Genomic DNA, 13,681 nt, shown 5'->3' with positions numbered 1-13,681 from the left:
TTACAGGTAAGTAACATCGCTAACGTTACAGACCGGTAACACCCTAGTCAAGAGGTGCACCGAGGGAATTTCGGAAACGCAATCACGGAGGTTTTGATGACAGACGGTGTTGTGGAGCGTGTTCGCCCCCGGGACAGGATCCTTGAGACGGCACGGGACATGTTTCACAAGCATGGCATTCGCGGCGTCGGCATCGACGCCATCACCGAGGCCGCCGGCACCAACAAGATGACGCTCTACCGGCATTTCGAGTCCAAGGACGACCTGATCATCGAATGTCTGCGGGCGACCGCCTGCAGCGCCAACGCGATGTGGGAGAAGTTCGAGGCGGAGAATCCGGGCGACAAGCTGGCGCAGCTGCACGCCTGGGTCCGGATGGCGGCCGATTGCCTGATGTCGGATCGCCGCGGTTGCGACATGGCCAACGCCGCCATCGAGCTGAGCGAGGCCGATCATCCGGCAAGGCAAGTGATCAAGGAACTCAAGGAAGCGCAGCGCGAGCGTCTGGTCTCGCTGTGTCGCGATGCGGGTATCGGACAGGCCGAGCTTCTCGCCGATACGCTGTCGCTTCTGCTCGAGGGCGCCCGCGTCAGCCTGCAAAGCGTCGGCGCCGAGGGCCCGAGCGCGCAGTTCGTCCGCATGGCGGAAGGCCTGATCACTTCTTTCAGGGCCAGATAATCTCGCAAGCGGCGAAACGATCCGCGGCGTTTTGATTGCGCGCCGTGCCGCTGGGCGACGTCTCGTCCCATCGCGATGTTCCATCTCGCGTCGCCCTTGCCGCAACAGCATTGCTGGCGCGGCGTTGTTTGCTGGTCGTCAGGCAGGATAGGGCCGTTGGCGAACCGGTGAGAGTGACAAGTGTGACAGGATTTCGCCCGATAAGCCGCGGCGGTCGCAGCGAAGCTCATCGATCCGCGGATCAGCAATCGTGTCCGGTGTCAGTCACGATCCCAGCATCGCCCGCTATCCCGGCGCCGGAACAAAAAAAGCCCGCTGCCGGGAGGAGGTGGCAGCGGGCTCGATTTCGAATACGGCACGGGAGGAGGTGTACCGCACTCAGCGTCGGCATCGCATCTGGGAGGAGTAGATGGCCGACACCTGCGAAACTATCAATTGCCCAATGATTCGGCAACCAAAAAAGTTGCATAGGTGATGTGCAGATTTGCGGTATCAACCGAATTTTAACGATCAAGGCCCGAGCGACCATCGCCCCCGCACGACATCACTGCACCGGGACATTTTCCTTGAAGATCAGGCGCGGCTCGATGAATTTCCGCGTCAGATAGGGCGCCGACGAGGCGATCGAGCCGAGCAGGCGAATGACCGACTGTTCGGCGATCAGCCGCGCATTCTGGTCGATGACGACGTCGAGCAGATCGTCGACCAGATAGCCGCGCGTCTCGCGCGTCAGGTCATGGCAGATGAACACCGGCTTCGTCCGCGGCCTGGCTTCGAGCAATGCTTTTGCCACGCCCGAGCGCCCGGCCCCGATACAGTAGATGCCGAGCAGCTCCGGCTCGTTGTGCAGCGCCTTCATGGTCGCGGTATAACTGACCTCCGGCTCGTCGTTGATCTCGACGGCGCTGGTGACGGCCAGGTTGGGGAACTCCTCGCCGAGCACGGAGCGAAAGCCCATCTCGCGTTCCTCATGGCCGCGATAGGAGCGTGATCCGACCACCATCGCCAAATGGCCCTGGCGGCCGCCGAGGAAACGTCCCATCAGCAGCGCCGCGGTGCGGCCGGCCACTCTGTTGTCGATGCCGACATAAGCTGAGCGCGGCGCGCCGGGAACGTCGGAAACCAGCGTGACCAGGCGGATGCCGGCCTCGACGATCTCGCGCAAGATGTTGCGCGTTCTCGGATGGTCGATGGCGATGACGCCGACACCGTTCGCCTTGAGAGAGAGGTTTTCGACGGCCATCTGCAAGGCACTCGGCGAGATGCCGGTGAGCTTGTGGATGCGGCAGGAGGCGACCAGCGGCAGGCGCGCCGCATAATCCTCGATGTGCCTGGCCAGATCGGCCATGAAGGCATTGCTGCCCATCGGCAGGAAGAATTCGAGATGTGCCGGCCGCGAGGGCAACGCGACCTGGTCGACGACCGGCAGATAGCCGAGCTGCTTGGCCGCCTCCATCACGCGCTGCCGGTTGGCGGCACTCGCCCCCGGCCGGTTGTTGAGCACACGGTCGACCGTCGCGGTCGACAGGCCGCAGCTCCTGGCAATATCCGAAACGGTGGCTTTCATGTCGCAACCATGTGGCGATGCGATCCAGTGCCTCGACGATAAGCCCGGCCCGGCTGCTCACCCGGGCCGTTGCGTGCCCTCGGCCAGCGCGTCACGGATCTCCTTGTCCGACATGCCGGTGATGACGCGCTCGACTTCGGCGACGCTGGTCTTCTTCGGGTCGATATCGTCGGCGACCACCTTGCCGCGGCGCATGACGACGATGCGGTCGACCACCTGGAAGACATGATGGATGTTGTGGGCGATGAAGATGCAGGAATGGCCGGAATCGCGGGCACTGCGCACGAAGCTCAGCACCCCTTGCGTTTCGGCGACGCCGAGATTGTTGGTCGGCTCGTCTAGGATGATAAGGTCGCTGTCGAAATGCATGGCGCGCGCAATCGCCACCGCCTGCCGCTCGCCGCCGGAGAGTGAGCCGATCGGCGTCGTCGGCGGGATGTTCTTCGAGATGCCGACCTGCTTGAGCAGGTCACGGGCAACCACGTTCATCGCCTCCTGGTCCATGCGGTTGAGGAAACGCGGCGGCTTGATCGGCTCGCGTCCGAGGAACAGGTTACGGGCGATCGACAGCTGCGTCACCAACGCGGAATCCTGGTAGATCGTCTCGATGCCATGGGCGATGGCGTCGCTGGTACTGCGCAAATTCACCTTCTTGCCACGGATAAAGATGTCGCCGCTGGTCAGCGGGACCGCGCCCGACAGCACCTTGATCAGCGTCGACTTGCCGGCGCCGTTGTCGCCGAGCAGTCCGACGATCTCTCTTTCGTTGACATGGAAATTGGCATCAATCAGCGCCTGCACGCGCCCATAGGACTTGCGGATGTTCGTCATGCGGATCAGTGGCTCGACCATCGTCTCAAGTCCCTGCCTGATGCCGGCGTTCCAGCCATGAGTGGAGCGCCATCATGCCGAGGATGATGGCGCCGATGAAGATGTTGTAGGCAAGGCCCGGCACACCGATCAGCACGATGCCGTTGCGCATCACGCGCAGGATCAGGATACCGAGCACCGTGCCGATGATTGTACCGCGCCCGCCGGTCAGCGCCGTGCCGCCGATCACCACCATGGCGATGACTTCGAGCTCGTAGCCGGTGCCGCTGTTGGGGTTGGCCGCCGAGGTACGCAGCGAGGAGATGACGCCGGCGAGCGAGGCCAGGATCGACGACAGGATGAACAGGCCGATCTTGACGCCGCTGACATTGACGCCGCGCGCCCTTGCAGCACTCGGGTTGCCGCCGGCCGCCTGGATCCAGTTGCCGGTCCGGCTCTGCGTCAGCACGTAGCCGAGCGCGATTGCGGCGGCGATGAACCAGAACAGCGACATATAGATACGGAACGGCCCGATGAAGAAATCGCCGACCAGGGCTTCCGCCAGCCAGCTGCCCTCGGCGCTCCAGGTCCGCTGCGGAAACCCGCTGGTGACGAACAAAGCGGTGCCGCGCACCACCAGCAGCATGCCAAGCGTCACCAGGAAGGACGGGATCTTGAGCTGCGTCACGAACCAGCCATTGACCAGTCCGATGAAGGCAGCGACCACCAGCGCAACGACGAAGGCGGCTTCGAGCGAGGCGACGCCGCTGTTGAACAAGGTCCACATCAGGACCGGCGAGAAGCCGAACACCGAGCCGACCGAGAGGTCGAATTCGCCTGATGTCATCAACAGCGTCATCGCCAGCGCGATCAGCCCGAGTTCGACCGTGAAGGCCAGCGTGTTCGAGATGTTTTGCGGCGACAGGAAGTCGTGGTTGATGCCCCAGAACACGGCGATCTCGATGACGAGCAGCACGAACGGCCCGAACTCAGGCCGCGCGATCGAGCGTTGGATAAGAGAACGATTTTCCACCTTGGACCCGCGATAGGATTGGATTTGGCCGAGACCGCAAGCGGTTCGGCGGAATGATGAGACGGTCACGGCCGCCGAAGCGGCCGTGACCAACTCGATCGCGGACCTATTTGCCGGACAGGATCTTGTCGTATACCGCGGCGGTGTCCTTCTCGTAGAGCGCGCCGGTGATCACGTCGAAGCCTGGCGGGATACCGCTTGCCGCCATGTTGGCGAGCGAGAGCGCGACGTAGCTGGTCGCCTGCGGATCCTGCCACTGCGCGGCATTGACGTAGCCGTTCAGCACTTCCTGAGTGGTGTCGAGCGAGTTGCCCCAGCCGACGACCGGGATTTCGCCCGGCTTGACGCCGACCTGGTCGAACACCCGCTTGATCGAACCGGTGACCAGGTCGCCGAGGCCGATAACCGCCTTGACCTTGGCCCTGTTGGCGGTGAGGTAATCGACCATGCGGTTAATCACTTCGGCCTGGTCGAGCGTCGCTTCGGTGATCTCGTAGGTGATGCCGAGCGGCTCGAACACGCTCTTGATGCCTTCCTCTTCCTGGACGCCATAGGTGGCGCCGGGAATCTCGACCGGCATCCAGACGAAGTCGCCCTTCTTCACAAGGCCCTTGTCGACCAGATACTGCGCCCAGTGCTTGCCGAAGGTGACGTTGTCGCCGCCGACATAGGCATTGAAGTCCGCCTTCGGGTCGGGCGTGTTGAAGTTGATGATCGGGATGTTCGCCGCCCGCGCCTCCTTGACGATCTCGACAAGGCTGCCCGGATCAGGGCTGGTCGTGGTGATGCCGTCGGCCTTGGCGGAAATCGCGGCGCGAATAGCCTCCTGCTGCGACGCCACGTCGCCATTGTGGAACGATGTGTTGACAGTGTTGCCGGTGTCCGCCGCCCATTGCTTGGCCCCGGCAAGGAAGTAGGTCCAGACCGGATCGGCCGGGCCGCCATGCGAAATCCAGTAGAACGTCTTGGCCTGTGCCGCGGCCGGAATGGCCAGCGCCACTACCAAGCCAAGTACAATCAGTCTTAGCCTCGTCAGCATGTGATTTCCTCCCATTTGAACCGAACTCCTCCTCCGACGACGATCACCGCGAAAGGCCGTGCGCGGCCAAAACGGTGGTCGCATTTTGCCAGCGTCGACCTGGGCGCATTAGAGCATTCCCTTTTTCGATCGATGGCAAGCCTCCATCCGCCAATGGACGTTGGCGCAATGCACGACGCCATCAGCAATCCCATCAGATTGCATCAGTTTGGCTGATATTTTCCAGGCGGCCGACGATCGGCCCTGCGACGTCACGCAATGCCGCGCGGCGGCGCGCCGAGCACGGATTGCTCTAGGTCGATAAGCGTCCCGGTCATCAGCCCGGAGGCGTCGCTGAGCAGGAACAGCGTTAGCTGGGCGACTTCGTCCATGGTCAGCAATCGACCAAGCGGCAGGCCGGCGGCGGCGATCTTTGCCCAGTTTTCGCCCTTGCCCAGCGTGCGCGCCTGCATCTCTTGTTCGGCCGGCGTCGCTACCCAGCCCATGTTGATGCCGTTGACGCGGATGCGATCGGAAAGATGCGCGTTGGCAATGTTTCTGGTCAGCGTCGAAAGCGCGCCCTTGGTGGCGGAATAGATGGCAAGGTCCGGCGCACCGCAATGCGCATTCACCGACAGTATGTTGACGATGGCGCCCGCCGCCCGCCGTGTCTTCATGTCGGCTACGGCCGCTTGCATGAGGAAGAACGGCGCGCGCGCATTGACGGAAAACAACCTGTCCCAGTCGTCGATTGTGCCAGTTTCCAGCGAGGCCCGGTCGGTGAGGGCCGCGGCGTTCACCAGACAATCGATGCGGCCGAGTCTTTTGATCGCTTCCGCCATGACAGCTGCAGGCGCGGCCGGATCTCCAAGCTCGGCCTGGATGAAGACGACGGGCCGGCTTGGTCGTGAAAGCTCTTCGGCGATGCGTGCGCCACGCTCGGCATTGCGGCCGACAATGGCGATCCCTTCGCCGCCGCCGGCTGAGGCCAGCCGGGCGATGGTCTCGCCAAGCCCTTGCGTCCCGCCGGTAACGACAAGGGTCTTGCCCTCAAGAGCGACGATCAATGGACTCTCCCGAATGCCGACGAGCAGGTAATTTCCAATCAGAGAATTCTAGATCTATCGGATGTTAGGCTGGGGGACTAGATGAGGTCGGCCCTTGCGAGGTCGCGCATCAGATGGCTGGCGCCATAGGTCCAGTGTGGGCAGTCGGGCGACAGCCGCACGCGGTTGACCAAGGCGCCGAACTTCTCCGAGGATATGGTGACGATGTCGCCGACCTTGTGGGTAAAGCCTTTGCCTGTTTCGCCGCGATCCTTCGACGGCACGAACATCGTGCCGAGATAGAGCGCCAGCCCGTCCGGGTATTGGTGATGTGGCCCCATGGCGGCGGCGACCAACTCTTCTGGCGAGCGGCTGATCTCGGCCATCGAACTGGCGCCCTCCAGCGAGAACCCATCCTCGCCTTCGACTTTCAACCGTACGATCGCCTGCTTCACGTCGCCGATGGAAAATGTCTCATCGAACAGCCGGATAAAGGGGCCAAGTGCTGCCGAAGCGTTGTTGTCCTTGGCTTTGCCGAGCAGCAGCGCCGAGCGCCCCTCGACGTCGCGCAGGTTGACGTCGTTGCCGATCGTCGCCCCGACGATCCTGCCGCTGCTCGCGGCGATCATGGCGATCTCCGGCTCCGGATTGTTCCATGTCGAAACCGGATGCAGGCCGACATCGGCGCCGAAGCCGACCGAGGCCATCGGCTGGCATTTGGTGAAGATCTCGGCATCGGGGCCGATGCCGACTTCCAGATATTGCGACCAGGCGCCGCGCGCAATCAGCTTGGCCTTGATCTCCATCGCTTCCGGCGAGCCGGGCTTGAGCTTCGACAGATCGTGGCCGATCAGCCCGGCAATGTCGGCGCGAATGGCGTCGGCCTTTTCCGCCGAACCGCGCGCCTGCTCCTCGATCACCCGTTCGAGCAGGCTGACGACAAAGGTGACGCCAGACGCCTTGATCGCCTGCAGGTCGACGGGGGACAGCAGGTACGGTTTCCCCGGATCGCGCGCTGTCTCGAAACTGTTGGCCGCAATGGCATCGAGCGGGCCGATCGGCCGCCCGTTTGCCGAGCGGACGTGCGCTGCCGGATCCGGCAATTCGCAAACGTCGCGTACGGTCGGTGCCACATTTGACGTGATGTCGAAGACCGTGCCGTCACGCACCGTGACCACCAGCGGATGGGAAGCATCGCTCGCCCGGGCGCGGCCTACAAAGAGGCCTTCGGCGGGCAAATGTGTGGCGTTCGTCATGGCTTACGTTTCCTGTTGTCTTGTCCTTGGGCCGCGGCACTTTCAACAAATTCCCGGCAAAGGTCTATCCGGTTTCCAAGGCCAGCTTTGTCAATCTGTTAAGGTCGTCTTGCGCTGCTGGATCGTAATCGATTTCGCCCTGCGCCAATGGCGAGCCGAAAACAGGCTGTCAAATCCATGAAATCGTCATTAGGATTTTCACTGAAAAGCGCAGCCCAGGTGACCCTTGTCCTTACGGTTTTCCGACCCAATATGGCAGAAGCCGCGGACAGCCACTGCGTTCCAGTCGCTTGTTCCTGCAGGCCAATGCGTCGATGTCGTCATCGTCGGCGGCGGCATCATGGGGCTGTCAACGGCCTTGCACGCTGCCCGGCTCGGCCTTGCGGTCCAGGTGCTGGAGGCCGGCGAAATTGGCAATGGCGCGTCCGGTCTGAACGGCGGTCAGGTTATTCCTGGCCTGAAATACGATCCGGACTGGCTGCTGGAGCATTTTGGTCTCGAACGCGGTGAGGCGCTCGTCAACTTTGCCGCCTCGACGGCGGACGCCGTTTTCGAAATGATCCGCGACGAAAAACTGGCGGTGCCGTTCGTCCGCAACGGCTGGATCCAGGCCGCGCACACCGAGACCGCGCTGAAAGCGGCGGCAAACCGGGATCGGCAGTGGCGGGCGCGGGGCGCCGATGTCCGGCTGCTTAGCGGGACGGAGATCGCGACGATGACCGGCGCGCAAGGCTATCTCGGCGGCTGGCTCGATCGCCGTGCCGGCGTCATCGATCCGCTCGCCTACACGTCGGAACTGGCGCGCGTCGCTGCAGCGGCAAGCGTGAAGATCGCCGAGCGCCAGAACGTGATGCAGATCAGCAAGAATGCCGGCAATTGGCACGTTTTTACGGAAAGCGGCGCCGAACTCAAGGCCAAGGCGATTGTCCTGGCGACCAACGCCTATACCGGCGGCCTGCTTCCCGGCCTTGCCGAGACGATCATCCCGCTGCATTCCTTTCAGATCGCGACAGCACCGCTATCGTCCAATCTCGCGGCGGCGATCCTGCCGGAGGGGCAGGCGGTTTCGGATTCGCGCCGCATCCTCGTCTATTACCGCAAGAGTGCCGATGGTCGGCTGGTGCTTGGCGGACGCGGCCGCATGGCCTTGCCGAACGGCCCGGCCGACTGGGCGCATCTGGAACGCGCGCTGCTGCGGCTCTACCCGGCGCTGTCCGACGTGGCCATTGAAAAGCGCTGGTTCGGCCGGGTGGCAATGACGCCGGACCATCTCCCGCATATCCACGAGCCAGAGAAGGGTCTGCTGGCGGTGGTTGGCTGCCAGGGCCGCGGCATCGGCCTGATGACCGCGCTTGGCGAGCGCATCGCCTCCTATCTGTCGAGCGGCGACACCAGGCAATTGCCGTTCCCGATCTCGCCGATCCGGCCGATTCCGTTTCACGCCTTTCGGCAGGTCGGCGTTGCCGCGACCATCGCCTGGTACCGGATGCTGGACGCCTTCGAACGCTGACGTTCATTCCCAAACGTGAAACAGCTTGACAGCTTCACGAATATGAAAAAAGCTTAGCCGATTTCAAATACCATAGGCAGTCGATGTCGACCATCGCCGCAACGCAGCCGCTGCCGGAACCCCGGTCTTCGCCGGGATTCCGCTTCGCCATGCTGCTGCCGGGCGGGCTCGTCACCTTTCTGCTGATCCTTTTCGCCCTTGGCCTGGTGTTCTTCCTGGCCTTTCGCGGCAATGACGGCTCGCTGCTGGGGACTGGTTTCACCCTTGCGAATTTCGTCACGGTGGCCACCGATCCGCTGTACTGGACGGTTACGCTGCGCTCGCTGGGCATCGCCGGCCTGGTAACGCTGGCAACCGTCGTCACGGCATATCCTGTCGCCTATTATCTGGCTTTCCATGCCGGGCGGTGGCGTGGGCTGCTGCTGTTCCTGCTGACCCTGCCGTTCTGGACCAGTTATCTGCTGCGCGTCTTCGCCTGGAAGATCGTACTTGCCTATAATGGCGTGCTGAACTCGGCGCTGATCGAAAGCGGCATCTGGTCGGAGCCGACATTGGCCTTCCTTAATACGCCGGCAGCGGTCATCGTCACGCTTGCCCACGCTTATGCCCCGTTCGCCATCCTGCCCATCTATGTGGCGCTGGACACGATCCCGAAATCGCTGCTCGAAGCCGCTTCCGATCTCGGCGCAAAACCGTTCACCAGCTTCCGCCGCATCGTGCTGCCCAATTCGATGCCGGGCGTGCTGGCGGCGGCCCTCGTCGTCTTCGTGCCGACCGTCGGCGACTATGTCACCCCGGCGTTGGTCGGCGGCCCGGCCAGCACCATGATCGGCACGCTGATCCAGGCCGAGTTCGGCAAGGCAAATGACTGGCCGTTCGGCGCCGCACTCGCCGTCGCCGTCATGCTGGTCATCCTCGCCGTGGTGCTGGTGGTGCGCTTCGCCGACCGCCGATACGGCAGCCGCACATGAACAAGGCGCGTGTCGATGCAAAACAGGGCGGCGGCTGGCTCGGCGCCTATGTCCTTGCCTATTTGATATTCCTGTATTTGCCGATATTGCTGATCCCGCTGTTTTCCTTCAACAATTCGATCCAGGCGGCGTTTCCGCTGCAAGGCTTTACGCTTGAATGGTATGGCACGCTTTACGGCAATTCGGCGCTGTCCGGCGCGCTTGCCACCAGCCTCGTCATCGGCGCAATTGCTGCCACTGGCGCAACACTCTGCGGCGTGACCGTGTCCTATATGGACCTCTACGGCCGCTCGCCGCTGGCCGCCACGATCAGTGCTATAGCGCGGCTGCCGATCCTGATCCCAGGCGTCATCGTCGGCATATCGCTGCTCATTCTGGTCAACCTCGCCGGCTTTGGGCCGTCGCGCATTGCCATTGTGCTCGGCCATGTGTTGGTGGCGCTGCCGACGACGGTGGTGGTCATGCGCAGCCGCTTCGCCGCCATCCCGAAGACCATCCGCGAGGCAGCGCTCGACCTCGGCGCTTCCGACTGGACGACCTTCAGACGGGTGATGCTGCCGCTCAGCCTGCCGGCCATTACTTCGGCGTTCATGCTGGCCTTCCTGACCTCCTTCGACGAGTTCATCGTCGCCTTCTTCCTTGCCGGCACCGAGCCGACGCTGCCGCTTTATATCTGGAGCCAGCTGCGCTTCCCGAAATCGCTGCCGACCGTCATGGCGCTCGGCACTTCGATCTTGGCCGTGTCGTTCCTCATCGCCGCACTCGCCGAAATGCTTCGCCATCGCGGGCTTGCTGCCACCCGGCGGTCAGCGCCCGCCAACCTGTCAAAACCAGAAGAAACCGAAAGAGGAGAACTGCAATGGCATTCGACCTGAAATCAATAACGGCAAAGACAGCGAAAACCGGACTGGCTGCCTTCGCGCTGGCGCTTGCGTCGACTGTCGCCTTTGCCGGGGACAAGCTGCAATATTTCACCTGGTCGGGCTATGAGCTGCCCGACTTCAACAAGAGCTTCCTCGCCGCGCACCCCGATGGTGTCGAAGCCTCGATGTTTGGCGACGACGATGACGCTTTCACCAAGGTCAAGGCCGGCTTCCGCCCCGATGTCGCGCACCCATGCTATGACAAGGTGGCGCGCTGGAACAAGGAAGGCCTGCTGCAGCCGATCGACACCAAGCGCATCAAGAACTGGGATTCGATCTTCCCGGTCTTCAAGAACCTGCCCGACCTGCAGGCCGGCGACGGCAAGGTCTGGATGGTGCCATGGGACTGGGGCAACACCTCGATCCTCTACCGCACCGATCTGGTGAAGAACCCGGAAGCCAGTTGGAACCTGCTTTGGGACAAGCAATATGCCGGGCGTATGGCGACCATCGATGCCGTCCACGACACACCGGTGGTGGCAGCCCTTCTCGCCGGCGTCAATCCATTCGACATGACGCCGGAACAGATGGACAAGGTGGCAGAAAAACTTCGCGAGCAGCGCCCGCTGCTCTCGAACTACACCACCGACATGACCTCGGTCGAACAGGCATTGGCGAGCGGCCAGCTGGTCGCGGCCATGACCTGGAACGCCTCGGCCACCTCGCTGAAGAAGCAGGGCGTGCCTGTCGAGTTCATGAAGCCGAAAGAAGGCATGCTGACCTGGGCTTGCGGCTTCGTCATGCTCAAGGACGCCAAGAACGTCGATCTAGCCTATGACTTCATCAACAGCCGGCTGGAGACGGATTCCGGAAAGTATCTGATCCAGGCCTACGGCTATGGAAGCTCGATCAGCTCGGCTTTCGCCGCCGTGCCGAAGGAGGAGTTGGAGAAACTGCAGCTGCCTTCCGATCCCGAGGTGATGCTGAAGACCACGATCTTCACCGGGCCGATGAAACAGAATGACGAACTCGCCAAGATGTTCGAGAAGGTCAAGGCAGGCGGCTGAGTTCACAATTCCTTCTCCCGTTGCGGGAGAAGTGTCGCCGAAGGCGGCGGATGAGGGGTGTTCCAGATGGCACCGACGGCACTCCGGCCGACACCCCTCATCCGTCTCCGCGCTTCGCGCCGATCCACCTGCTCCCACAAGGGGAGAAGGGGAACTTACCAAACAAGGACGAACGAATGGACATGTTGGACGAAGCGGCTGAGAAGCCGAAGGATGACGCCGACGTCAGGGTCGGCCGGCGCGTGCGGGCGCTCAGGCTGGAGCGCAATCTCTCCCTGGCCGAACTCGCCGCCAAAGCCGGCGTCTCGATCGGGGCGCTGAGCCAGATCGAGCGCGGCATGTCGTCATTGCGGGTGCGAGTGATCTGGCCGCTCGCCGCCGCACTCGACATCGAGCCGTCGGCGCTGATCGTTGACGGCAACGATGCCGGCAACGATCTTTATTGCGTGCGCGCCAACAGCCGGCGTCAGATCCCGGTCAAGTCGGAAGGCATCGCCAAGGCGCTGCTGTCGCCGCCGGCTGCCACGCTGACCGGCATGCTGGTGACGGTGGAAGCCGGTGGCGGCACCGCCGAAGCCTACGCCCATGCCGGCCATGAATTCGGCTTCGTCCTGTCGGGCGAGGTCGAGCTGGTGGTCGATTCGACCAGATACGGGCTGAAGGCCGGTGACAGCTTCGCCTTCAAGAGCACCTTGCTGCATGCCTTCCGCAATCCGGGCAGCGAGCGCTGCCAGATCCTGTGGGTCAACACCACCAAGCCGTCCGAGGTTCGCGATGGCGCCTGATCCGCTCGTCCGGCTGGACAAGGTCTCCAAGATTTTCCCCGGCGGCATCGTCGGGCTCGACACCGTCGATCTCGATATTTCGCGCGGCGAGTTCCTGACCCTGCTCGGACCGTCCGGCTGCGGCAAGACCACCAGCCTGCGGGTCATCGCTGGTTTCGAAGGCCCGTCGAGCGGCAGGGTCCTGCTCGAAGGGCGCGACATCACGGGGCTCAGGCCCTTCGACCGCCCGGTCAACACCGTATTCCAGGACTACGCGCTGTTTCCGCACATGAACGTCGCCGAAAATGTCGGCTTCGGCTTGTCGCTGCGCAAGCTCGCGGGTGCCGAACAGGCAAAGCGCGTCGGCGCAGCGCTCGACATGGTCGGCCTTGCCGACAAGCTCGGCGCCCGCGTGTCCGAATTGTCGGGTGGCCAGCGCCAGCGCGTCGCGCTTGCCCGCGCCATAGTCTGCGAACCGCGCGTGCTGCTGCTCGACGAGCCGCTGTCGGCGCTCGATGCGCATCTGCGCGAACAGATGCAGGTCGAGTTGAAGCGCCTGCAGTCGCGCCTCGGCACCACTTTCGTCATGGTCACGCATGACCAGACCGAGGCGCTGTCGATCTCTGACCGCATCGTCGTCATGAACGAAGGCCGCATCGAGCAGATCGCGCCGCCGGCGACCCTCTACGACCGGCCCGCCACCAAATTCGTCGCCAGCTTCATCGGCACGATGAACCTTCTGCAGTCGCGCTTTGTCGGCCGCGACGGCGAGCGCTTGCGGTTCGCCGCCGGCGCCCTGCCGCTGGAAGCGGTTTCGGAGACGGGCGAATTGCCTGGCGAGGGCACGGTGCGCACCATCGGCGTGCGTCCGGAGGATCTTTTGGCGACGACCGAGGCCACGGCCGGCACTGTACCGGTGCGGGTGAACAGCATCGTCTTCCACGGCCGCACCTTGCGCCTTCATGCAGAGCTGGGGCAGGGGACACAGGTGGTGATCGACGCGCCACGCCCGACAGAGGGTTTTCAATTCAGCGTCGGCGATGTGGCGCATATCAGCCTGCGCCGCGGCGCCAACTGCCCTATGCTGCCCAGCTAGGG

General features: G+C 63.2%; 13 protein-coding genes. 7 read left to right on the top strand and 6 right to left on the bottom strand.

Features of this window, described 5'->3' with window-relative positions:
- Positions 1-96: 96 nt before the first annotated feature.
- The gene (locus tag NKJ12_RS06690) at positions 97-678 is read left to right on the top strand and encodes a TetR/AcrR family transcriptional regulator (RefSeq protein ID WP_031211029.1); all 582 of its coding nucleotides are present in this window, start codon (positions 97-99) and stop codon (positions 676-678) included.
- Between the two features lie 544 nt (positions 679-1,222).
- On the opposite strand, the gene NKJ12_RS06685 is transcribed toward NKJ12_RS06690, so the two are convergent.
- From NKJ12_RS06685 to NKJ12_RS06660, 6 genes are all read right to left on the bottom strand, one after another.
- Positions 1,223-2,245, bottom strand: coding sequence for a LacI family DNA-binding transcriptional regulator (locus NKJ12_RS06685; protein ID WP_352701682.1), 1,023 nt, complete (start codon positions 2,243-2,245; stop codon positions 1,223-1,225).
- Positions 2,246-2,302: 57 nt separating this feature from the next.
- A complete protein-coding gene (locus NKJ12_RS06680; protein ID WP_352701681.1) occupies positions 2,303-3,097 on the bottom strand; it encodes an ATP-binding cassette domain-containing protein in 795 nt (264 codons plus the stop codon).
- A 4-nt stretch (positions 3,098-3,101) separates the two neighbouring features.
- Complete coding sequence (locus NKJ12_RS06675; RefSeq protein WP_254820392.1) at positions 3,102-4,088, bottom strand: ABC transporter permease; 987 nt, start codon at positions 4,086-4,088, stop codon at positions 3,102-3,104.
- Positions 4,089-4,194: 106 nt separating this feature from the next.
- Positions 4,195-5,127, bottom strand: a complete 933-nt coding sequence (locus NKJ12_RS06670; protein ID WP_352701679.1) for a sugar ABC transporter substrate-binding protein — start codon at positions 5,125-5,127, stop codon at positions 4,195-4,197.
- A gap of 251 nt (positions 5,128-5,378) precedes the next feature.
- Positions 5,379-6,173, bottom strand: a complete 795-nt coding sequence (locus NKJ12_RS06665) for an SDR family oxidoreductase (RefSeq protein ID WP_352476604.1) — start codon at positions 6,171-6,173, stop codon at positions 5,379-5,381.
- A 77-nt stretch (positions 6,174-6,250) separates the two neighbouring features.
- Positions 6,251-7,408 carry a fumarylacetoacetate hydrolase family protein gene (locus NKJ12_RS06660; RefSeq protein ID WP_352701677.1) on the bottom strand — a complete coding sequence of 386 codons (1,158 nt, stop codon included), beginning with the start codon at positions 7,406-7,408 and terminating at the stop codon, positions 6,251-6,253.
- Between the two features lie 226 nt (positions 7,409-7,634).
- Here NKJ12_RS06660 and NKJ12_RS06655 point away from each other — a divergent pair, with 226 nt between their 5' ends.
- From NKJ12_RS06655 to NKJ12_RS06630, 6 genes are all read left to right on the top strand, one after another.
- Positions 7,635-8,918: an NAD(P)/FAD-dependent oxidoreductase gene (locus NKJ12_RS06655; protein WP_352701675.1), complete on the top strand. Its 1,284-nt coding sequence runs from the start codon at positions 7,635-7,637 to the stop codon at positions 8,916-8,918.
- An 83-nt stretch (positions 8,919-9,001) separates the two neighbouring features.
- Positions 9,002-9,889 (top strand): ABC transporter permease, encoded by an 888-nt coding sequence (locus NKJ12_RS06650; protein WP_352701674.1) that lies wholly within the window; start codon positions 9,002-9,004, stop codon positions 9,887-9,889.
- Complete coding sequence (locus NKJ12_RS06645) at positions 9,886-10,764, top strand: ABC transporter permease (protein ID WP_352701672.1); 879 nt, start codon at positions 9,886-9,888, stop codon at positions 10,762-10,764. Before NKJ12_RS06650 ends, NKJ12_RS06645 begins: the two co-directional genes overlap by 4 nt.
- On the top strand, positions 10,749-11,819 hold the full coding sequence (locus NKJ12_RS06640; protein ID WP_254820399.1) for an ABC transporter substrate-binding protein: 1,071 nt from the start codon (positions 10,749-10,751) through the stop codon (positions 11,817-11,819). Before NKJ12_RS06645 ends, NKJ12_RS06640 begins: the two co-directional genes overlap by 16 nt.
- Positions 11,820-11,995: 176 nt before the next feature.
- Positions 11,996-12,604 (top strand): cupin domain-containing protein, encoded by a 609-nt coding sequence (locus tag NKJ12_RS06635; protein ID WP_254820400.1) that lies wholly within the window; start codon positions 11,996-11,998, stop codon positions 12,602-12,604.
- Positions 12,594-13,679: an ABC transporter ATP-binding protein gene (locus tag NKJ12_RS06630; RefSeq protein ID WP_352701671.1), complete on the top strand. Its 1,086-nt coding sequence runs from the start codon at positions 12,594-12,596 to the stop codon at positions 13,677-13,679. Before NKJ12_RS06635 ends, NKJ12_RS06630 begins: the two co-directional genes overlap by 11 nt.
- Positions 13,680-13,681: the final 2 nt, after the last annotated feature.

The organism is Mesorhizobium sp. M0195 (genome assembly GCF_040322115.1).
Classification (GTDB): domain Bacteria; phylum Pseudomonadota; class Alphaproteobacteria; order Rhizobiales; family Rhizobiaceae; genus Mesorhizobium.
This window is presented reverse-complemented; position numbering and strand designations above follow the sequence as displayed.